This is a genomic window from Marinomonas phycocola, assembly GCF_047525455.1.
Taxonomy (GTDB): domain Bacteria; phylum Pseudomonadota; class Gammaproteobacteria; order Pseudomonadales; family Marinomonadaceae; genus Marinomonas.
The window spans coordinates 37,277-58,114 of record NZ_JBLIXL010000007.1; the positions used below are offsets into that span (position 1 = coordinate 37,277).

General features: G+C 41.0%; 21 protein-coding genes. 7 read left to right on the plus strand and 14 right to left on the minus strand.

Annotated elements, in window-relative coordinates:
* Positions 1–31: 31 nt before the first annotated feature.
* The 4 genes from ACMUMJ_RS07105 to nrdR form a co-directional block, all read right to left on the minus strand.
* A complete protein-coding gene (locus tag ACMUMJ_RS07105; protein ID WP_414678117.1) occupies positions 32–232 on the minus strand; it encodes a 6,7-dimethyl-8-ribityllumazine synthase in 201 nt (66 codons plus the stop codon).
* Positions 233–354: 122 nt separating this feature from the next.
* Complete coding sequence (gene ribBA, locus ACMUMJ_RS07110) at positions 355–1,473, minus strand: bifunctional 3,4-dihydroxy-2-butanone-4-phosphate synthase/GTP cyclohydrolase II (protein WP_414678118.1); 1,119 nt, start codon at positions 1,471–1,473, stop codon at positions 355–357.
* Between the two features lie 138 nt (positions 1,474–1,611).
* Positions 1,612–2,751 carry a bifunctional diaminohydroxyphosphoribosylaminopyrimidine deaminase/5-amino-6-(5-phosphoribosylamino)uracil reductase RibD gene (ribD, locus tag ACMUMJ_RS07115; RefSeq protein ID WP_414678119.1) on the minus strand — a complete coding sequence of 380 codons (1,140 nt, stop codon included), beginning with the start codon at positions 2,749–2,751 and terminating at the stop codon, positions 1,612–1,614.
* Positions 2,751–3,239, minus strand: a complete 489-nt coding sequence (gene nrdR, locus ACMUMJ_RS07120; protein ID WP_414678120.1) for a transcriptional regulator NrdR — start codon at positions 3,237–3,239, stop codon at positions 2,751–2,753. Before nrdR ends, ribD begins: the two co-directional genes overlap by 1 nt.
* 153 nt (positions 3,240–3,392) lie before the next feature.
* Here nrdR and ACMUMJ_RS07125 point away from each other — a divergent pair, with 153 nt between their 5' ends.
* Both ACMUMJ_RS07125 and ettA read left to right on the plus strand, forming a co-directional pair.
* Positions 3,393–4,304, plus strand: coding sequence for a DMT family transporter (locus ACMUMJ_RS07125; RefSeq protein WP_414678121.1), 912 nt, complete (start codon positions 3,393–3,395; stop codon positions 4,302–4,304).
* A gap of 251 nt (positions 4,305–4,555) precedes the next feature.
* Positions 4,556–6,217, plus strand: coding sequence for an energy-dependent translational throttle protein EttA (gene ettA / locus ACMUMJ_RS07130; protein ID WP_414678122.1), 1,662 nt, complete (start codon positions 4,556–4,558; stop codon positions 6,215–6,217).
* A gap of 84 nt (positions 6,218–6,301) precedes the next feature.
* Here the strand turns inward: ettA and ACMUMJ_RS07135 are convergent, their stop codons facing one another.
* Complete coding sequence (locus ACMUMJ_RS07135) at positions 6,302–6,697, minus strand: H-NS histone family protein (RefSeq protein WP_414678123.1); 396 nt, start codon at positions 6,695–6,697, stop codon at positions 6,302–6,304.
* A gap of 327 nt (positions 6,698–7,024) precedes the next feature.
* Here ACMUMJ_RS07135 and ACMUMJ_RS07140 point away from each other — a divergent pair, with 327 nt between their 5' ends.
* A complete protein-coding gene (locus ACMUMJ_RS07140; protein WP_414678124.1) occupies positions 7,025–9,190 on the plus strand; it encodes a helix-hairpin-helix domain-containing protein in 2,166 nt (721 codons plus the stop codon).
* A 55-nt stretch (positions 9,191–9,245) separates the two neighbouring features.
* Positions 9,246–10,148 (plus strand): LysR family transcriptional regulator, encoded by a 903-nt coding sequence (locus ACMUMJ_RS07145; RefSeq protein ID WP_414678125.1) that lies wholly within the window; start codon positions 9,246–9,248, stop codon positions 10,146–10,148.
* A gap of 121 nt (positions 10,149–10,269) precedes the next feature.
* Here ACMUMJ_RS07145 and trmB read toward each other — a convergent pair whose 3' ends face one another.
* From trmB to ACMUMJ_RS07170, 5 genes are all read right to left on the minus strand, one after another.
* A complete protein-coding gene (gene trmB / locus ACMUMJ_RS07150; protein WP_414678126.1) occupies positions 10,270–10,986 on the minus strand; it encodes a tRNA (guanosine(46)-N7)-methyltransferase TrmB in 717 nt (238 codons plus the stop codon).
* A gap of 76 nt (positions 10,987–11,062) precedes the next feature.
* The gene (locus ACMUMJ_RS07155; protein WP_414678127.1) at positions 11,063–11,485 is read right to left on the minus strand and encodes a DUF423 domain-containing protein; all 423 of its coding nucleotides are present in this window, start codon (positions 11,483–11,485) and stop codon (positions 11,063–11,065) included.
* Positions 11,485–12,462, minus strand: a complete 978-nt coding sequence (locus ACMUMJ_RS07160) for a WD40 repeat domain-containing protein (protein WP_414678128.1) — start codon at positions 12,460–12,462, stop codon at positions 11,485–11,487. Before ACMUMJ_RS07160 ends, ACMUMJ_RS07155 begins: the two co-directional genes overlap by 1 nt.
* Positions 12,446–12,916 (minus strand): sigma D regulator, encoded by a 471-nt coding sequence (gene rsd / locus ACMUMJ_RS07165; protein WP_414678129.1) that lies wholly within the window; start codon positions 12,914–12,916, stop codon positions 12,446–12,448. Before rsd ends, ACMUMJ_RS07160 begins: the two co-directional genes overlap by 17 nt.
* A 101-nt stretch (positions 12,917–13,017) precedes the next feature.
* Complete coding sequence (locus ACMUMJ_RS07170; RefSeq protein WP_414678130.1) at positions 13,018–13,515, minus strand: disulfide bond formation protein B; 498 nt, start codon at positions 13,513–13,515, stop codon at positions 13,018–13,020.
* Between the two features lie 139 nt (positions 13,516–13,654).
* Between ACMUMJ_RS07170 and ACMUMJ_RS07175 the strand changes: the two genes are divergently transcribed.
* Entirely contained in the window at positions 13,655–14,068 is a 414-nt protein-coding gene (locus ACMUMJ_RS07175) for a flagellar basal body-associated FliL family protein (protein WP_414678131.1), read from the plus strand.
* A gap of 70 nt (positions 14,069–14,138) precedes the next feature.
* On the opposite strand, the gene ACMUMJ_RS07180 is transcribed toward ACMUMJ_RS07175, so the two are convergent.
* From ACMUMJ_RS07180 to ACMUMJ_RS07195, 4 genes are all read right to left on the minus strand, one after another.
* Positions 14,139–14,423, minus strand: a complete 285-nt coding sequence (locus tag ACMUMJ_RS07180; RefSeq protein WP_414678132.1) for an oxidative damage protection protein — start codon at positions 14,421–14,423, stop codon at positions 14,139–14,141.
* A 212-nt stretch (positions 14,424–14,635) separates the two neighbouring features.
* Positions 14,636–15,805 (minus strand): chromate efflux transporter, encoded by a 1,170-nt coding sequence (chrA, locus tag ACMUMJ_RS07185; RefSeq protein ID WP_414678133.1) that lies wholly within the window; start codon positions 15,803–15,805, stop codon positions 14,636–14,638.
* An 85-nt stretch (positions 15,806–15,890) separates the two neighbouring features.
* Entirely contained in the window at positions 15,891–16,937 is a 1,047-nt protein-coding gene (gene mutY, locus ACMUMJ_RS07190) for an A/G-specific adenine glycosylase (RefSeq protein ID WP_414678134.1), read from the minus strand.
* A gap of 72 nt (positions 16,938–17,009) precedes the next feature.
* Entirely contained in the window at positions 17,010–19,274 is a 2,265-nt protein-coding gene (locus ACMUMJ_RS07195) for an AsmA family protein (RefSeq protein WP_414678135.1), read from the minus strand.
* 268 nt (positions 19,275–19,542) lie between these two features.
* Between ACMUMJ_RS07195 and hisB the strand changes: the two genes are divergently transcribed.
* Both hisB and hisH read left to right on the plus strand, forming a co-directional pair.
* Positions 19,543–20,136: an imidazoleglycerol-phosphate dehydratase HisB gene (gene hisB / locus ACMUMJ_RS07200; protein ID WP_414678136.1), complete on the plus strand. Its 594-nt coding sequence runs from the start codon at positions 19,543–19,545 to the stop codon at positions 20,134–20,136.
* 9 nt (positions 20,137–20,145) lie between these two features.
* A complete protein-coding gene (gene hisH / locus ACMUMJ_RS07205; RefSeq protein ID WP_414678137.1) occupies positions 20,146–20,808 on the plus strand; it encodes an imidazole glycerol phosphate synthase subunit HisH in 663 nt (220 codons plus the stop codon).
* The last annotated feature ends 30 nt before the right edge of the window (positions 20,809–20,838 follow it).

Genomic DNA, 20,838 nt, shown 5'->3' on the forward strand with positions numbered 1-20,838 from the left:
TTCGGCCTTTATTACCTATTGTTTAGTCTGTTCACTTAATAGCTTGCTCAATAATATCTACAGTTAATACACCAAAAGAAACAGAAATGCCAAATCCCAACACCAAATAGCCTAAGCTTTTAACATCTTCATCAACATCGTATTTAACGTGTGGCGTGCCACCACGAATAACAGCACTTACAGCAATAACGGCATTCATTTCGCCTTTTTTGCTATTTCCTAGTCTAAACACGGAAATGCCCCCCCGTGACCAGCCCAACAATCATCTCTTCTTTACAAATACAGCGAAGAACAAAACATTTAGAGCTACACGGATAAACCCGCGCATCTAATAAACCACACTAAAGGTCTGTTTTAACTTCTCTCGTAAGGAATAAACTCTACCGCTTCCAAATCAAATCCAGTTAATGAGTACTTCATCGGTGAACTCAATAACTTCATTTTGCCAACACCCAGATCTTTTAAGATCTGAGAGCCTGTACCGACCGTTAAATACATGCCTGAACCACTTTTATCAGAGCCTTTTCCACCTGGTGGATTCAATGACGTCGCAAAACGAGCTGCCATATCCGTGGGTTTATCAATCGTATCAATCAATAACACCACACCTTCACCTTGTTCACCTACATACTCCATTGCTTTATGCATTGACCAACTTTGTTTACTGGCATTTGTAACAGCCCCCGTTAAGTCTCTTGCTAAATCAGGAACATGAACTCGAACAAAAGTAGGAATGTCTTTCTGTGGCTGCCCCTTAACAAACGCTAAATGAGACAACCCATGAACGGTGTCACGATACGTAATCATATTAAATTCACCCGCTTCCGTTTGGATGATTTCTTCTGATTCACGCTGTATTGTGGTTTCATTCAACGTACGGTAATGAATAAGGTCGGCAATTGTACCAATTTTTAAATCATGTTTCTCGGCAAACTTCTCTAAATCTGAACGACGAGCCATTGTTCCATCATCATTCATGATTTCTACAATCACAGAGGCGGCTTCGTACCCAGCCATTCTAGCTAAGTCACAGCCCGCTTCCGTATGACCTGCACGGCTCAATACACCACCAGGGCGAGCCATTAAAGGAAAAATGTGCCCAGGCTGCACAATATCTTCAGGCTTGGCATTCGCCATCACCGCTCTTTTCACCGTTAACGCTCTATCCGCCGCAGAGATACCCGTAGTCACCCCTTCAGCCGCTTCAATCGATAAAGTGAAATTCGTTGAATATGCCGCACCATTATTAAGCACCATTAAAGGTAAATTTAATTGCTCACAACGTTCATGGGTTAAGGTTAAACAAATTAACCCCCGAGCATGAACCGCCATAAAATTGATCATTTCAGGCGTGATGCATTCGGCTGCGATAATCAGATCGCCTTCATTTTCACGATCTTCATCGTCCATCAAGATAACCATTTTACCTTGACGAATATCCGCTAAAATCTCTTCAATAGTATTAATTGCCATAGCTCTGCCTATTTTTAAACTTAGACAACATTAATGAGATCCTCATTGTTAGGCTGCCTATAAAATGTCGAAACCCATGGAAAGCTCATAGGCCGAATCGAAGTATCTAAATTATCGTCTGCTTTTATCTATTTATCTTTACTCTTCTTCTGCTTCATCTAGGTAAACAGGCACAAAAGTAATGCGTAAATCTTGTCCCACTTGACGAACAGACTGAATGATTAAATCAACAGATTCGCTCATCGATTCAAGTGGTAACTGAAACAAAGGACGTGCTAAAGAGCCCATCAATTTTGGCGCCATATACACAACAACCTCATCCACCAAACCTTGCTGAAGAAAGTTGCCAGCTAATTCAGAGCCAGACTCAACCAGTACCTCATTAATACCTTCGTCTGCTAGCTGTTCCATAATACAAAGCAAATCCATCCGCCCATCTTCACCACGATCAACAAAAGAGATTTCCACCCCTCTTTTACTTAATGTGGTTACATGTTCCGCTTCAATTTCGTCTTCTAATGCAAAGATCGTTGCTTGGTTTGCGGGATAAAGGATTTTAGATTCAGGCGTAATAGAAAGTGCGGTATCCAACACGATACGTCTAGGTTGACGGACCGTTTTCGCGTCCACCATATTGTCATTGGAGTCAATTCTAACGGTCATGCTTGGATTGTCGGCTAATACAGTTCCAATCCCCGTCACAATGGCATCACTTTGCGCTCTCAATCGTTGCACATCCATACGAGCATCGGTACCCGTTATCCACTGACTCTCACCCGATTCCATTGCGGTACGTCCATCCAAGCTCATTGCCATCTTCAATCGAATAAACGGCAGACCTTCGGTCATACGCTTAATAAAGCCTTTATTCAATGCAGCACACTCATCTTCTAATACAGGGCCAATCACGGTAATACCAGCCGCGCGGAGTGTCGCCAATCCATTACCAGACACGGCTGGATTCGGATCTTGCATACCGTAAACAACACAAGCAATTTTTGCGTCGATTAGAGCTTGTGCACAAGGCCCAGTTTTACCTTGATGACTGCAAGGTTCTAATGTCACATACGCGATTGCACCAGCGGGATCAATGCTTGTGGATTGAAGTGCATTAATTTCAGCATGCGCTTCCCCCGTTTTAAGATGAAAACCTTCCCCAATTTTTTCGTCTTCTTTAACTAAAACACAGCCGACTCTTGGATTAGGATGTGTGGTATAAAAGCCCTTTTTCGCTAATTGGCACGCTTGAGACATCCAGAATGAGTGAGGTTGTGGCATTATGTGATTTCCTTTAAAGATGAAGGTTTCGTATTTACACTGTTTTCCAACCGCTCAATCTCGTCACGGAATTCGCTGATATCTTTAAAACTCCGATATACTGAGGCAAAACGGACATACGCCACTTGGTCTAACAACTTTAATTCATCCATAACCGCTTCACCCAGCCACATTGAAGGTAACTCCCTTTCACCCGTTGCTTGCATTTTTTCTTTGATGCGGGTGATAGAGGTTTCTATTTCTTCCATACTGACAGGACGTTTCTCAATGGATTTAAGAATGCCATTGCGCATTTTATCTTCGTCGAATGGCACTCTACTACCATCGCTTTTAATAAGGCGTGGCATTTGTAACTCAGCAACCTCAAAGGTTGTAAAACGCTCGTTACATGCATTACAAGTACGTCGGCGTCTTACCTGGGCGCCTTCTGAAACAAGGCGAGAGTCAACAACTTTCGTGTCGTGAGCACCACAAAAAGGACATCGCATATTGGTTCTCAAAACCTAACTAAGAAGAATTTTTACTGTTTCTATAACAGCGTTATTTGACTTGCAAATAATACCAACCCAGCAATAATATAGCTACCTCTCATGCCTTTCTAAGCCTTTCTCTTGATCGCTATTTTTTTGCAGGGATTCAAAATGACATTTGTGGAATTATCAGGATTAATTGCAGCTTTTTGTTGGACACTATCTAGTTTAATGGCGCCTAAACTGATTACAGCGTTTGGCGTGATGCGCTTCAATACGTTTCGCATAATCATTGCTGCTTTTATCTTACTTTGCATTAGTGTTATTAGTAATCGCTTTGATCACACTATTTTAGCTCATTCGAGAAGCCTTGTTTTATCTGGGGTAGTGGGAATTGTTATTGGTGACTCTTTATTGTTTGCAGCCGTATCACGCCTAGGCCCTAGGCGAGCAGGGGTGCTATTCGCAACAAACGCGCCCATTTCCATTTGTCTTGGGTGGGTACTCTTTAATGAAGCACTGTCATTAGTAGAGTTATTCGCTTGCTTTATCGTGTTAGCTGGCGTGATTGTCGCCATTTTATTTGGCAAACGAACATATCAAGAGCACGCTTGGGAAGAAACCAGAGGAAAACTCTACGTTGGAATATTAATGGGGTTAGGTGGCGCTTTAGGTCAAGCATCAGGAGCACTATTAAGTAAACCCGCTCTATTAGATGGAGCAGACTCGATTGCAGTCTCCTCTATTCGTGTCAGTAGCGGAGCCATTACATTATTACTTGCTTATCATTTGTATTACAAACGACGTTCAGCTTCTCTTAAACCTTTTATTTTTAGAGACATCCCTTTGGCTATCTACGGTCAATTAGCCATTATGGCTTGCATCGGTATGGTAATAGGAATGAGCATTCTCGTATGGGGTATAGGCAAAGGAAATATTGGCATTGTGACCACCTTATCTGCAACCACTCCCGTATTAATATTGCCTGCAATATGGCTAACCACGGGTCAAAACCCTACAATAGGCGCTTGGACTGGCTCTGCTTTAGTGGTTATAGGGGCGTCTATGATTATGCTTTTTTAGTTTCGCTAACTAACCTATTCGTGACTTCTCCCTCTCAGCAACAACACTGTTCCATAAAAGCGTTTTTCCCATATTAAATCAACTTTAATTTTGCAAGAAAAGGAAATAGATATTGCTTTTTTTAAGTTCTGTACATTAGGTATATTTTTCCATTTTCTCCCTTGTGTTATCCTGTGTTTACATATACCTGAATATATAAAAATTCTTGTATTCAATATAACAATCCAATTAACCTAAAAAAGCATTCTCTCATGGCTCAATTCGTATATAGCATGAATCGCGTAGGGAAAGTTGTCCCTCCTAAGCGTGAAATACTGAAAGATATTTCCTTATCTTTCTTCCCTGGGGCAAAAATAGGCGTATTAGGTCTTAACGGTTCAGGTAAATCCACGCTCCTACGCATTATGGCGGGCGTCGACACCGAACATAATGGTGAAGCTCGCCCAATGCCGGGCATCAAAATTGGTTACTTAGAGCAAGAACCGCATCTTGATCCAGAAAAAAATGTTCGAGGTATTGTTGAAGAAGCGTTTGCTGACGTGATCAAGGCGATGGCGCGTTTGGACGCTGTGTACGCAGAATACGCAGAACCTGATGCAGATTTCGATGCGCTTGCTAAGGAACAAGGCCAGCTTGAAGCCTTGATCGAATCCAAAGAAGGACACAACTTAGAACGCGCTCTTGAAGTGGCTGCCGATGCACTTCGCCTTCCACCTTGGGATGCAAAAGTAGAGTTTCTTTCTGGTGGTGAGCGTCGCCGTGTTGCGCTTTGTCGTCTATTACTCGACAAGCCAGACATGATCCTTCTAGACGAACCAACAAACCATTTGGATGCTGAATCGGTTGCTTGGTTAGAACGCTTCTTAAAAGACTATCCAGGTACTGTTGTGGCGATTACCCATGACCGTTATTTCCTTGATAACGCAGCAGGTTGGATTCTTGAGCTTGACCGTGGGCATGGTATCCCATACGAAGGCAACTACTCTTCGTGGCTAGAACAAAAAGACGCACGACTTGAAAGAGAGTCAAAACAACAAGCTTCCCATCAAAAAGCCATCAAGTCTGAGCTTGAATGGGTTCGCCAAGGCGCTAAGGGTCGTCAATCTAAATCCAAAGCACGTTTGGCTCGATTCGAAGAGATGAACTCTCAAGAGTTCCAAGATCGTAACGAAACCAACGAATTGTATATTCCACCAGGACCACGTCTTGGTAACAAAGTCATCGAGATCAAAGGCGTCAGCAAAAGCTTCGAACACAAGATGTTACTAGAAGACTTCAACATGGTTGTGCCTCAAGGCGCAATTGTGGGTGTAGTTGGTGGTAACGGTGCAGGTAAATCCACTCTGTTCAAAATGATCGCAGGTACAGAACAACCCGATACAGGTACTGTAACACTAGGCGAAACAGTACAACTGGCTTACGTAGACCAAATGCGTGAACTGGATGGTAATAAAACTGTCTTTGAAGAAATTGCTGACGGCCAAGACATGATCACAGTCCATAACTACAAAGTTGTGTCTCGTGCTTACATAGGTCGCTTTAACTTTAAAGGCTCCGATCAACAGAAATTGGTTAAGCACTTGTCGGGGGGTGAGCGTAACCGTTTGCACCTCGCAAAACTGCTTAAAGAAGGCGGCAATGTATTGCTACTGGATGAACCAACCAATGACCTTGATGTTGAAACATTACGTGCCCTAGAAGATGCATTACTTTCATTCCCTGGTGCTGCCATCGTTATTTCTCATGATCGTTGGTTCTTGGATCGTATTTGTACTCACATTCTTGCTTACGAAGGCGATTCAAAAGCCGTATTCTTTGAAGGTAACTACGCTGAGTATGAAATTGACTACAAAAAACGTACTGGTAATGAAGCAACACCAACACGTATAAAATACAAACGTATTGATGCGTAGAATAATATAGACACAAAAAAACCGCATGATGAATACCATCAGGCGGTTTTTAAAACCTTTCCTTAAAGGGCTTCAATAAAACCTTTAGATCATGCAACTTTCTTTTGTATTGCCTTGATCAAAGTATTCTTGAAACACTTTAGGAGTACGGCCACGGCCAGTCCATTCAAATACCTCACCTTCGATTTCAAGACGGTATTTTGGATCAACTGTTTTGCCTTTTGCGACGGCTGCTTTAGGCGCAGAAAGCATTGCCACTTCTTCCATTGTTAAACCACTGTCGGCAATCAGCTGAGCGATTTTCCCAGCTGCTGCCGCCTTCTCAGCTTCTTGAGCTACGATTAAAGCTTCTTCTTCTTTAAGCTTAATCAATGCATTATTAAACCCGGCTATTAGATTTTCTAATTGCGGGATAGTTAACTCTTTCGCTGCTGCGCGCGCTTTTGCTTTGTTACCAGCCAGTTCAAGCAATAGACTCATATAAAACTCCTATACATTTCAGAAAGTAGATGTTTAAAACGACGTGCTTTACTTTTCTTCAGTAAATTCACTATACATTAAGTCCATTTACTTTTTTTAAATCAGGTACAATGAAAAATGAAACTAAAATGGTAACTACTCACGTATTCAAATAGTTTTATAGTGAGATAAGTTTCTCAATTTCAAAGCATTCTCTCTATAAAAAGGCAATTTATAAAACAAACTTAACATATTATTCTATGAAATAGATTTTAGTAAATTATTCACCAAATATCTAACAAACTTTTTAAAAGTATCGTTAACAGTGTGTAAGGAATGAGATTGCATATGTCTAACACCCTCAAAAAGCTAACTTCTGAGTTTTTTATCTCTTTAAACTCAGCTAAAAAAACAATTGAGCTCTTTCAAAATGGCTCAACCGTTCCATTTGTTGCTCGCTATAGAAAAGAAGTTACAGAAGGAATGGATGACATTCAATTAAGGTTGTTTTTTGATCGGTGGCAATATTTAGACGATTTTGAAAAAAGACAAACTTACATTTTGAGCCAACTATCAGAACAAAATGCATTATCCCCCCTATTAAAATCAGCCTTGCTTAATGCTGAGACAAAGAGTCAACTCGAAGACTTATTTGCGCCTTATAAATCCTCAAAGAAAAGTAAAGCCTCTCTAGCAATAGAAAAAGGTCTACAACCTTTAGCAGATTTAAGTTGGAATCAATGGGATACTTTCCAGATAAAAGAAGCTCAAAAGTGGTGTGAGGACCACAAGGTAATGATCACAGAAGAAGATGCATACAAGGGTGTCTTAGATATATTATGTGAAACATTAAGCTTGCATGTCCCTTTACTACAAGAAACTAAAAAGAGCTTATTACATCAAGGAATAATAAAAAGCCGAGTCATGCGAGGGAAAAAAGAATTAGGAGAGAAATTTCAAGACTATTTTGATTTTTCAGAGTCGATTAAAAAAATCCCTCCACATAGAATGATGGCTATATTAAGAGGAAAAAAAGAAAACATTCTCAAAATAAACATTTCATTCGATACTGAAGAAAGTGGATTCCCTTCATTTTTGTTACAAGACATACCCTCAAACAATGCCACAAATAACAAAAACAGCATAGCTAAGCTATCTCCTTTTAAAAGAGATGTTTTAAATAAGGCTTGGGAAGAGAAAATACTCCCAAAAATCGAAAGTGAGATTTTAGCTAATTTAAAAGACAATGCAGAGTCAAAAGCAATCGATGTTTTTTCGAACAATCTTTCAGATTTATTAATGTCTCCCCCTGCGGGGCAGAAAGCGGTGCTCGGTGTTGATCCTGGGTTTAGAAATGGTGTAAAAATAGCAGTAATTACCGAAAACGGTTTGTGTGTCAATCACGCGGTTATTTATCCCCACCCACCTCAGAATAAAATAAACCACTCTAATCACACACTATTGAATCTTATTAAAAGTAACAATATAGACCTCATTGCGATAGGTAATGGAACCGCCTCTAGAGAAACAGATTTACTCATTAAAGCGCTAATCAAAGACAATAACTTGACCTGCCAATCCGTTATTATTAGTGAAGCGGGTGCTTCTGTTTATTCAGCGTCTCCCATTGCATCAAAAGAGTTCCCAAATTTAGACGTCACAATTCGAGGGGCTATCTCCATTGCACGCAGACTACAAGACCCTTTAGCAGAGCTTGTTAAGATAGAACCTCAAGCTATTGGAGTAGGACAATACCAACACGACCTAAAAAACAGTACTCTGATTACAGCCCTTAAAGCCGTTGTAGAAGATTGTGTAAACCGAGTTGGGGTCAACTTAAATTTAGCGTCATCCAGTTTACTGAGCTTTGTTTCAGGCTTAACACCTAGGCTCGCTGAGAATATTATTGAATATCGCAATAAACACGGTTTATTTACCTCATTACAAGATCTAAAAAAAGTTTCAGGTATCGGTGAGAAATGCTTTGAACAATGCGCGGGGTTTTTAAGGATTCCTACTTCGCCCTATGTGTTAGACTCATCAGGCGTTCACCCTGAGTCTTACCATCTGGTAGAAAGGATGGCGAAAAACACGAATAATGTTGTCAATAATCTCATTGAAAACGCCAACCTGATTAATAAAATTAAGCAACAAAGACACTTATTTAGTGACGTTGATGATTACACCTTTAACGATGTATTGTCTGAATTAGAAAAGCCAGGGCTCGATCCTAGACCTGAATTTACATACGCGAATTTTAGACAAGATATTCATGTAATCGACGATCTCAAACCAGAAATGGTATTAGAAGGAAGCATAACGAATGTGGCTGCTTTTGGTGCTTTCGTTGATATTGGAGTACATCAAGATGGGCTTATTCACATCTCTCAGCTGTCAGATCGCTTTGTAAAAGATCCAAGAGAATTAGTACGGGTAGGTCAAATCGTCAAAGTTGTCGTTCTCGAAGTCGATGTAAAAAGGAAACGAATCAGCCTTAAAGCATTGAAACTTTAATCTTTTATGGAACACGCTTATAAGCCACCCCAAGCAACAGCCTTGAGGCACAAAAATGCAAAAAACAGCAAGAGTTACATTAGAGCAATGGCGAGTTTTATTGGCAGTAGTCGATTGTGGGGGGTTCTCTCAGGCCGCAGAAGCACTTCACAAAAGCCAATCTTCCGTGAGTTACACCGTTGCCAAGCTACAAGAGCAACTGGGTTACCCATTATTAGTGATTGAAGGTAGAAAAGCGCAATTAACCGATCAGGGGCATGTTCTAATAAAGCGTTCTCGACAACTCTTAGAAGAAGCCATTGAATTAGAAACGTTAGCCCACACTCTTAGAACAGGTTGGGAGACTGAAATTGAAGTGATCATTGATGGTGCATTTCCCACCATTCCTCTTTTAAAAGCATTACAAGTTTTTCAATTACAAAGCCGTGGCACGCTGATTAGATTAAGGGACTCAACTCAAAGTCTGGAAGAAATACCGTTAGAGGAAGCACCAGACCTTCTTATTTGCCCTGATATACCTAATGGCTTTTCTGCTAGCCTTATTGTTGAAACCGATATACTAGCCGTTGCCTCACCCTGCCACTCTTTGTTTTATCAAACAGAAAGCATTTCAGTTGAACACCTTTCAAATGAACTGCACATTATTGCCGCAAACACAGCAGGCAATAGCGAACACAGCCATAACGCCACCTCTGCATTTAGCTGGACTGTCCCTAACGTTCAATCTGTGATAGAAATCGTTTCAAAAGGCATGGGATTCGCTTGGTTACCCATATCTGAAATTGCAATAAGATTGGAACAGGGAGAACTGAAAGCACTGCCTTTGCTTTCAGGGAACCGCCAGTCGATACGGTTTTTTTCAATTTTCGGGAAAAAAGACAAAACAGGGCCAGCAACGCAACTCTTCCTAGACATACTAAAAAATGAATGTGCTTTAATGAACATCAAATGTCTGTGATTAAACTTACACCATGTCACACGAACATGCATTTATCTCGTCAGTTAAAGCAGGCTAGTGCAATAAAAAACCGCGTTATGACGGATCATAAAGCCGTTTTTAAAAATCACTTTTTTAAACGTTAGATAGGCTCTTTCTTGGAATAGATAAGATCCCAAACTCCGTGCCCCAAACGCTCCCCTCGTCTCTCAAATTTTGTTAAGGGGCGCCAATCAGGTCGGGGGTGGTAAGCACCAGTGCCTGCAACATTTTCATACAATGCCTGTGCTTCCATTACTTCTATCATATGTTCTGCATAAGGCTCCCAATCTGTTGCCATATGAAAGGTTCCAGAAGGTTTTAAAATCGCAGCTATTTTTTCAGCAAACGACGCCTGAACGATACGGCGCTTGTTGTGCTTTTTTTTATGCCATGGATCAGGAAAAAACAACTGAAAAGTCGATACAGACTCATTGGGTATACAGCTTGCCATCACTTCAATCGCATCATCGCAAAAAACACGAATATTTTTCACGCCAGCTTCATCGGCTAACATCATCAACTTCGCGACACCTGGGGGATGCACTTCGATGCCAATAAAATCTTTCTCTGGTGATTTTTTGGCCATTTCGACAAGAGATGAGCCCATTCCAAAGCCAACTTCAACAACCACATCCGCTTCTCTTCCAAAAACTGTTTGATAATTCAACAACCCCTCTTCAAGGTGAAGACCGTATATTGCCCAATTAACATCGTAGGCTTTTTGTTGTCCATCCGTCATACGTCCACTGCGTACAACAAAACTTCTAATAGTCCGTTTTTTTAACGTATTTTCTGCTTCGTTTGAAATATCTGACATGTTCCGATTCATTGAGTATAAAGTAATTAGGAAAAACGCTCGATTAATAGCCTGCAATGCTACCCGAAAAGTCAGATTATGTCCTGCTCACAGAACGGGAAAATACAAAAATCAACCATCCCCACCCAAAAAGAAAGAAAAGCCCGCCAATTGGCGTCACCATTCCTAGTAACGTAATACCCGAAAGAGACATGGTAAATAGGCTGCCAGAAAAAGCTAAGCTCCCTAACAAGAAAGCCCATAGAGAAAATCGTACAGTTGGCAAGGAGTCTAACAATAGCGTAATAAACATGCCACCAAGAGCATGATACATCATATACTGACAGCCGGTTTGCCACCAAGAAATTGCCTTTTCATTTAACGCAGAAGAAAGCGCATGAGCACCAAAAGCGCCCAAGGCAATGGATGAAAACGCTAATAATGAAAAGAGACTTAGCCAAATAGATTGAGCTTTCGATAAGTGATTCAATGTTTTATTTGGCTTTTTTGAGGAATGCATTATTCGAAAATATTCAACATGCCATTACTACCAATAGCATAGTAGGCCGAATTTTGATCGCCAAAAGCCAACGCAAGAACTGAAGAGCCTGTAGGGCGTAAAGTATCTTTCAACTCAAGAGACCACTCGCGTAAGACATCACCATTCGATAGACTAATAAGCTTAACATCAGGACTAATCCCTCCTGTTAATAAATAGCGGTTATCGGGCGAAAAAACGGCCTTGCCGATTGTCACATTTCGAGAATCTAACTTGCCTGTAGAAAGGCTAAATAGCTCTTTGCCTGTTTCTGTTGACCAGACTTTCGCATTTCCTAGTTGTGCCGCTCCAAACGCATACCGACCGTCATCTGACAGAGTCACCGATGCAATTCGATTGCTTAATTCCCATTGATGCTTAATCTCACCATTGGACGTGTCCCATAGGATGACCTGATATTTGTCGTCACCCGTTAATGCCAATAATCCCGAGTCATCCACATCAACACTTCGAACAACAGCACCAGTACGAAACGTTTGTTTAATACCGCCATTTTTCACATCAAAATAACGAGCAGTCTGATCATCTAAGCCAACTATTGCATAATCACCGTTATTAGACAGTTTTGTCGAACGAATGTCACCCGGCGTATTCCAAAACCCTTCAGACTGCCCTGTAGACATGTTCCACAAAACCATCGTTCGAGCGCCGCCAGTCAGTGCATAATTCCCAGAAGGGTCAATATCAACACTAATTAGAGGTGTGAAATCACCTTGAGCATGGTTCCAGTTAAAGCGCCTTTCTGAAAGGCTGTTCTTCCAAAAACTACCACCATGCTGAATAGAGCCAATCAATGAATATTCACCATTATTACTGAGTGATGCAGAATACAACCCCTGCGTGGCCAGCTCTACGGTTTTAGTCGGCCCTTCTGCGGAACAGGCATACAAAAACGTACCCGCTATTAAAAAAAGCGCGGATTTAAGCACTTTTTTCATTATGAGCCTCGTGCAACTCTTGAATCAATTGATCTTCCAAACCAAAACGCTCAGCCATAACCACTCCCAAAGTTTGCAAAGCAAATGGCAGCTCTGATAACAAAACATCGCAATGCTCTTTGGTATCAAATTTGTCATTAAACTCAACAGCAATGGTGGTTGTTTCTTCAATATCGGGTAGCAACTCGGTTAACCGCATTAAAGCCCTATCGTCATGAAACTCTTTTGCTTCTAATGCAAGTTGCTCATATATCTCAAAATGACCAGCAGAAACATAATCTATCAATTTTTCGCAGACAGCCAGAATCGTGGGTGTTTCGATGGGAGTAAAGGTTCCTTTTTTCCTAAGCTGAACCATCTCTTCAATTAAAAAACGACGCTGCTCTAACCAACGATCTATCATGTCATGAACACCGCCCCAACGTTCTTGTGCAGATTTACAACTTTCCAACATAAGATAGCTCCCTAGAATAAGTTATTATCAATAGCATATTCTCATCCAATTCAGGCTGCAAGACATTCACAAAGCCCTTTAACACTTTAACAACAAACGTTTTAAGCCTGCTTTGCTTTCATTGTAATCATTAGATTCATTAACGCCATTCCAACAAAAGCCACTAAGGTCCAACCAGGGATACTTAATCCTAGAAAGGTCCAAACAACATCCCCACATTCTCCTGTTCCCAGAATCATAGCAGACACAATTTCTTGCCATGAAAACACTTCAACCATATAACTTAACCCTGGTAAACACGCAGGCAGTTGTTCTTCTGGTAAACCTTGGAGGTATAAATGACGTATCGATAAACCAGCGCCTAATAAAGAAAAAACAATAACCCCAATAGCGTACCGTCGGTATGACTTTGCTGAATGATGTAAAGCCGACGCAATAGAGACCATACCAATGATTAAAAAGACAATTCTCTGGAGCATACAAAGAGGGCAAGGTTCTAATCCCATTTCATATTCCATATAAAAAGCAACAGCGAGCAACACAAACGCAACAAAGCCGACAAATCCGTGAAAACGACGTATAGAAAAAAAGTGCAACATATCAGCCTCGTATAAAGGGGAAATCATAATAAATCAGCATTATTCACATTTTAATATCCGATAAAATACAAATACCTACTGACATAAGACTTTATTGGCAGGTAGTATACAAATAATTGAACTTAAAACGAGACACCTTATGAAACTATGGACAATACCTTACATTTTACTGACGTTTTTACTGGGCTTTGTTGCTTTAAGCCCTGTTCATGCAGCAGATGAAGACGTAGTAAGCCTGCCCGTTTACGTTGAGCTCTCGCCTGACTTTATTGTCAACTATGGCTCTAAAGGCAAAAAACTAAAATACATTAAGACCAGTATTACACTGAGATCAAAAACAGAAACGGCAAGTTACATACACGATAACATGCCATTAGTAAGAGACGCGATTGTCATCTTTATGAGCCAACTAAAGGATGAGCAAGTGAAAGGCGCGCTTGCACGAGAACAAAGCCGCAAAGACGCTCTAGAAGCATTAAACGCCACTTTAAAAGAAGAAACAGGACAAGAGCCCGTCATTGATTTGCTCTTTGCGAGCTTTGTAACGCAGTAAAGGCGCATTAATCAACGGCTAAAAAGGAAGCCTAATCGCTTCCTGTTTATTGAACGAGATCATAGTGAATCTACAGTTCTACAATATCACTTGGATCCACATATCCTGTGACACGATCTGTTGGTTCATTATTCATAAACTTATCCATTTGCTCCATGATGTACTTACGAGACTCAGGCATCATCATATTCAGCTGCTTTTCGTTAATTAACATGGTCTGTAAGGTTTGCCACTCTTGCCACGCTTGTTTAGAAACAGTAGCAATAACATCTTGTCCACGAGCCCCGGGAAAAGGAGCTCGCTCTAATCCCTCAAGTTCTTTCTGATACTTTTTACAAAACACTGTATTCGCCATAATATGGGCCTTTTAGAAAAATCAAAAATAACATGTCATCAAAACTAAACAACCACTTCGTTTAAGGAAGGGGAGAATAAGTCTACTAGAGTATCTCGAAAATAGGCCAGCTATTCACATTCGATACTCGCCTCGAATAGCAGGCTTTTATTCACATGATGAGACAAGAGGACTTATTAGCACCTTCCTTAATATGGCACAACGACTATAAATCAAGCGATTAAATAACGAACAAAGGCCATAATAGAAAATGTCAGTAGCAGTATAAGAATGCTTGGTCGCCTCCAAAAGAGCCAAACACCACCACACAATACAATGACGCCATCAATAAAACCTAACACACTATGGGGTAATACCACCGAAATAAATATGTACATTAGTAATCCAACCACCGCCGCATTTAACACCACGATCACTGCATTCATTTTAGGAATTGTCGACAACTGTTTCCAATGATGCTGAGCAAACATCATAAGCAGTAGCCCAGGAAGAAATACGCCTAATGTCGCCAGCCCACCAATTAATACAAGTGAGCCGATTCCCCCAACATTCGCTCCAGTTACACCACCTAGGAAAGTAGCTACAGTAAACATAGGCCCAGGAACAGATTGAGCCAATGCATACCCTGCTAAGATTATTTCTTCAGACTGTTGATCTAAGACATTTTGTAATAACGGTAAAATGACATGTCCACCACCAAATACCAAGCTTCCCGCTTGGTAATAATCAAAGAAAACATCAAGAGCAATAGATGAAAAAGTAAGGAAACTTAATAAAAAAAGAGCAACCGCGATCAAGCCCGCAATATTCGCAAAACGTACATCCGCAAGTTCAACGGCATTTTTCTGTTCATGAGTCGATAAAAAACAACCCACCATCGCAGTTATAAACAATAATGCCAAAGCGCCTAACCCAAACGGCCACACAAACAAAAAGACCACAGACAAAATAGCGACTACGCTGGTTACCTTAGTTTTGCAAAACTGTTTCCACATCGTATAACAAGCATCAGCAACAACAATACCTGCCAACAATGTAAGGCCATGTAACCAATACTGAATAAAAGCATTCGTCTGTAAACTGACATTTGCCCAGACCAATACCAGCATCAACACTACAGAAGGTAAAGTAAAGCCTAAGAAAGCGCTGACAGCACCCAGCCAACCACCCCGATGATAACCAATCGCGAACCCTACTTGACTAGAACCAGGCCCAGGAATCACCTGACTAAGCATAACAAACTGAGCGTAATGGTCTTTCGACACCCATTTTCGATGCTCCACAAACTCCCGATGAAAGTATCCTAAGTGAGCGGCAGGGCCACCAAAACTGCTGCAACCTAATACAAAAAAGCGTGTAAAAATTTCAAAAAAAACAGACATTACAACTTACCGTTATCCACTTAAATAGCTTTAATTAAAGCAAACGAATATGACAATTTAATGTAAGCACCTTCGTTATTTCCACTTATTCCATATCTATTAAGATCTGCCTAACGGGTGCAGGCAAACCTAAATTTAACGCATTATCTTTAGTACACCACTGATATTTATTACTGTCGTGTATCATTGATTGAGATTCAACAACCAATTTAACCGGGTGAATCATTAAATGATAATGACTAAAGGTATGGCGAAACGACTCTAATGATTCTTCAGACATTAATTGGAAGTGGAAACGCTGCTCCGCATCTAAAATCAGAGACTCACTTTCTTCCGATTCAGGTAAACTCCATAGCCCTCCCCAAATACCAACAGACGCCCTTTTTTCAAGTAATAATTGCCCATCCTCATTTATCAAAATAAGCATAACAGTGCTTTTTGTTGGCTTGGTTTTCTTCACTTTTTTAATGGGGAAATCCGTTGGATCGCCCAGTTTAATCGCCATACAATCCTCATGTAAAGGGCATAAAAGGCACTGAGGTTTACTTCTCGTACAAAGGGTTGCACCTAAGTCCATCATAGCTTGTGTATAATCACCCGCCCTATCTTGTGGAGCATACCCTTCTGCTATCTCCCACATCTGGTTTTCGGTTTTCTTCTCTCCCGGCCACGTTGGAACGGCATGAAATCGAGCAAGGACGCGTTTAACATTACCGTCCAATATCGCCGCCTGAACCCCTCTAGAAATAGAAAGAATGGCCGCTGCCGTTGAGCGTCCAATACCGGGGAGTTCACACACACCATCAACAGTTAAAGGGAATTCACTATCAAATTCACTGACCAGTTTTTTCGCGGCTTTATGCAGATTACGCGCTCTTGCATAATACCCAAGTCCGCTCCAATGAGATAACACATCGTCTTCAGAGGCGTTCGCTAATGCTTCCACAGAAGGAAAAGATGTCATAAATCGAGCATAATAAGGAATAACTGTAGCCACTTGGGTTTGTTGCAACATAATTTCCGAAATCCAAACACGGTACGGTGTTTTATCCTGTTGCCATGGTAAGTTTTTACGACCATGTTCATCAAACCATGATAATACGCGTTCAGAAAAATTTTCAGCAGGGATCATTGAGTTCTCACGGCCAAGAGAAGCAAACACTTCTCTTGGGTATTTGAAAGATAAATAGGGTAATAATACGCATTAGCCAAATAAGCCTTTTAGACTACTTTTTAACTTATCTTCTAATTTTTCTTTCGCTTTCTCCTCTTCTTCTTTTAATTTTGCTTTTGCTCTGGCTTTTTCAGCATCTAGTTTTTCTTGTGCTCGTGCCTTAGCCGCATCGAGTTTCGCTTTGGCACGAACCTTTTCAGCATCTAATTTAACATTCAACTTTGCTTTTGCCAGATCCGCAAACACCTTGCCGAATCCCTTAATATCAGGAGCACATAAACCTGCAGGGTCATCACTAAAGTGGCCTTCACACACAATTGGGAATGCCAGTTCAGTAAAGGTGTCTTTTACTCTACAAGCATTATCCAATTGACTTCCTGCAAACGCGACATGCGTTTTATAGTTTAAAGATGAATCAGGCAATGAAATGACACCATTGCCTGTTACCTGTAAACCGACGGCAGTAATAGCCAATCCCGGAGTAGACACGTCACCATTTACAATATGCGCAGGGAAAGTAAGCAATTCAAAAGGCGTATCTTCACCCCATGCAGACTGAGATAAGGATTCACTTCGTGTAGCGGCAATTCCTGCACAAACTGTTTTAGTCAGGTTCATTCCAACCAAAGCACCCTCTTTCACTTCTACTAGAAGATCACCACTTAATGAACTCATAAGCGCGTCAACACTGTTCCCTTTTAGATCGATACTGCCATTAATGACAGCGTTACCTGCAATTTTTTCCAGCTCCATAAAATCATTTAACAAAGGTCGAATTTGAACGTTTTTAACATCAGGGTGAACCGTAATAATAGGAGTATTTTTACGAACATCAACATTGGCATTGAGTTGCGCACTCCCTGAATACAGATCTACGTTAAGTGGCTCTAATTTCACCAAACCATTTGATTGTGTGGATTTTGCTGTCAGAGAATCCAGTTTCAAATTTAATACTTTCAAATTCTCCAACTCAACACTCACTCGCCCATTTAACGTTCTAATCAATTCAACTGGCAGTAATTCCTCAATACTTGTGTCCGCTGGTGGAGGGGACGTTGCCTCAGGAGAATTTATGGCGGCTTCTGGTTCGTCAGATTTAGGCGGTAAATAGCGGTCTACATCCAGAGCATTACCTTTAAGAGATACATCCCAGTACAAAGGTTCTAAATCCACCTGAGCCGTTGTATTAAATGTTGTTTCGTCAAAATTCAATTCAAAAGGGGTGACTTGCAGCTTTTTGGCCGTGCCAGACAAAGACATATTTGCCGACAAACTGGTGAGCGCTTTTGAATCGCTCATTTCTGGCAATTCAATGGATAACAAGGCCAAGAGGTCACGAGGGTTCATTTGAGCTAACTCTAGCGTACCGTCGAACGCAGGAGCACTCAATATTTGATAGGCATTGATTGTCGCTAGAAGGTTGACGCCTAACGTATCAAACTGTGCGCGATCAATTAACACATTCTCTTGTGGTAGATTGACATTCACTTGTTCTATAGAAATAGACGCATCCAGAGGAGATACAGGTAAAAAGTCCGCGACAGTATTGGTTTTTAAGGTGATTTTTTCTAACGAAGCAACTTCTTTTTCAGGGAAAATTGATAAGTTAGCACCTAAAACAACATCCGTATTTATTTTATTCTGGCCCGCAAGGTTACTGGTTTCCAAAGAAACATCGAGTAACATAGGCCAAGCTTCATCCCAACGAACATTATTCAATTCAAGATTCAATGTGGTGTTTAAGATGACATCATTTTGCTCATCTCGATATTGCACGATCGCATTTTGTACTAGCAATTGGTCAAGCTGAATATTGGGTAGTGACAAAGGGGCTGAACTGCTTGTGGAGCTAGGTTCATTCGTGGTTTGAGCTGTGACCGTGTTCGGCGACCTTGTTGAATCGGCTGTAATCGCTGACACCCAATTTTGTCCCCCTTGTTTGTCAACAGCAAGGTTCGCCTTCAAATCAATCAGCTTCACTCTGTCCACTTGAACGGTTTGGCTCAAAAGAGGAAGGATAGCTAAACCAAACTCAGCCTTACCGAACTGAACTAATTCTGGTTGGTCTCCTAGAGCTACACCGATGTCTGCCAACTCCAAACCTAACCAAGGGAAAAACGACCAGCTAATATCGCCATCAAGCCGCAAAGTGACACCAGCTTGCTTGCTTGCAACGTCTTTAAGCTCTTTTTTGAAGTCATTTGGATCAATGAATACAACAATGTAAATAATGACTGCAATCAATAAAGCCACTATTGCAGCAATCCCTAAACCTAACCGCTTTAACCAAACCATGTCACTCTCCATTAAACATTAAAATCACAAAAAATGGCTGAGTTTTTAATGACAATAAAACCCACCTAAGATCATACTCGCACATTAGAACATATTGAAAACGCCATCTAAACCAACAAACGTAAGAAGAATTCAAAAGAGAGTCATTTTAGGATAGAAGCCTAAGAAGCTCCGTTCTATAATGTAGCGCATTTCTATAGGCTAGAACCCAGTTTTCCTATAAGCTAGCCTCATACTTTCTTTTTTAAAAAGCACGGAGAACTTATTCATGTCAGACCGCATTGCCAGCGTTGAACGTAATACTCTTGAAACTCAAATAAACGTTTCGATCAACTTAGATGGCACAGGTAAATTCAACTGTGAAACAGGTGTTCCTTTTCTTGACCACATGCTGGATCAAGTAGCACGCCACGGTTTAATTGATATGGATATCCATGCTGTTGGTGATTTACATATTGATGCTCACCACACTGTCGAAGATTTAGGCATAACGTTAGGCCAAGCTTTTGACAAAGCCGTTGGGGATAAAAAAGGCATCAAGCGTTATGGACATGCATATGTCCCATTAGATGAAGCATTATCACGCGTTGTCATCGACTTTTCTGGCCGCCCAGGTCTAGAAATGCATGTGCCATTCACTCGCGGCTCTGTTGGTGGGTTCGATGTTGATCTATTTTCTGAATTCTTCCATGGCTTTATTAACCATGCAAAAGTCACTTTGCACTTGGACAATCTGCGCGGTAAAAACACACATCACCAAGCAGAAACCATTTTTAAAGCATTCGGCCGTGCTTTGCGTATGGCTCTGGAATTAGATGAACGCATGGCGGGACAAATGCCATCCACCAAAGGTTGCTTGTAAGGACTCACAATGACAAACAAACAAAAATCGGTTGTAGCGGTTATTGATTACGGCATGGGGAATCTTCATTCCGTCGCTAAAGCGCTAGAGCATGTTGCAGATGAAAACACGCAAATAATCATTACCAGCGACCCAGCAACAATCGATGCCGCAGACCGAGTTTTATTGCCGGGCGTTGGCGCAATACGCGATTGCATTGGTGAAATGCACAACACAGGGCTTATACCTAGTATTCGCAAAGCCATGGCTGAAAAACCCTTTTTAGCCATCTGTGTTGGTATTCAATCTTTAATGTCCCACAGTGAAGAAAACGATGGCGTTGATTGCTTGAATCATTTTCAAGGTACTGCCCTTTTTTTTGGTGAAGCACATAAAGATTATGATGGCAGCAAATTAAAAGTCCCTCATATAGGTTGGAACCAAGTATCACAAGCCATCAAGCACCCGCTATGGAAAGACATCCCAGATAATGAGCGTTTTTATTTTGTACACAGCTTTTATGTTGTGCCAGAGAATAAAAATGAAGTCGCTGGAACGTGTGATTATGGGTTGAACTTCTGTGTGGCCTTAGCAAAAGATAACGTCTTTGCTGTTCAATTCCACCCAGAGAAAAGCCACAAGTATGGCTTGCAACTTTATAAGAACTTCATCAATTGGGATGGTAAGCCTTAACTTTACCGCATCATCCTTTAGCGTAAACTG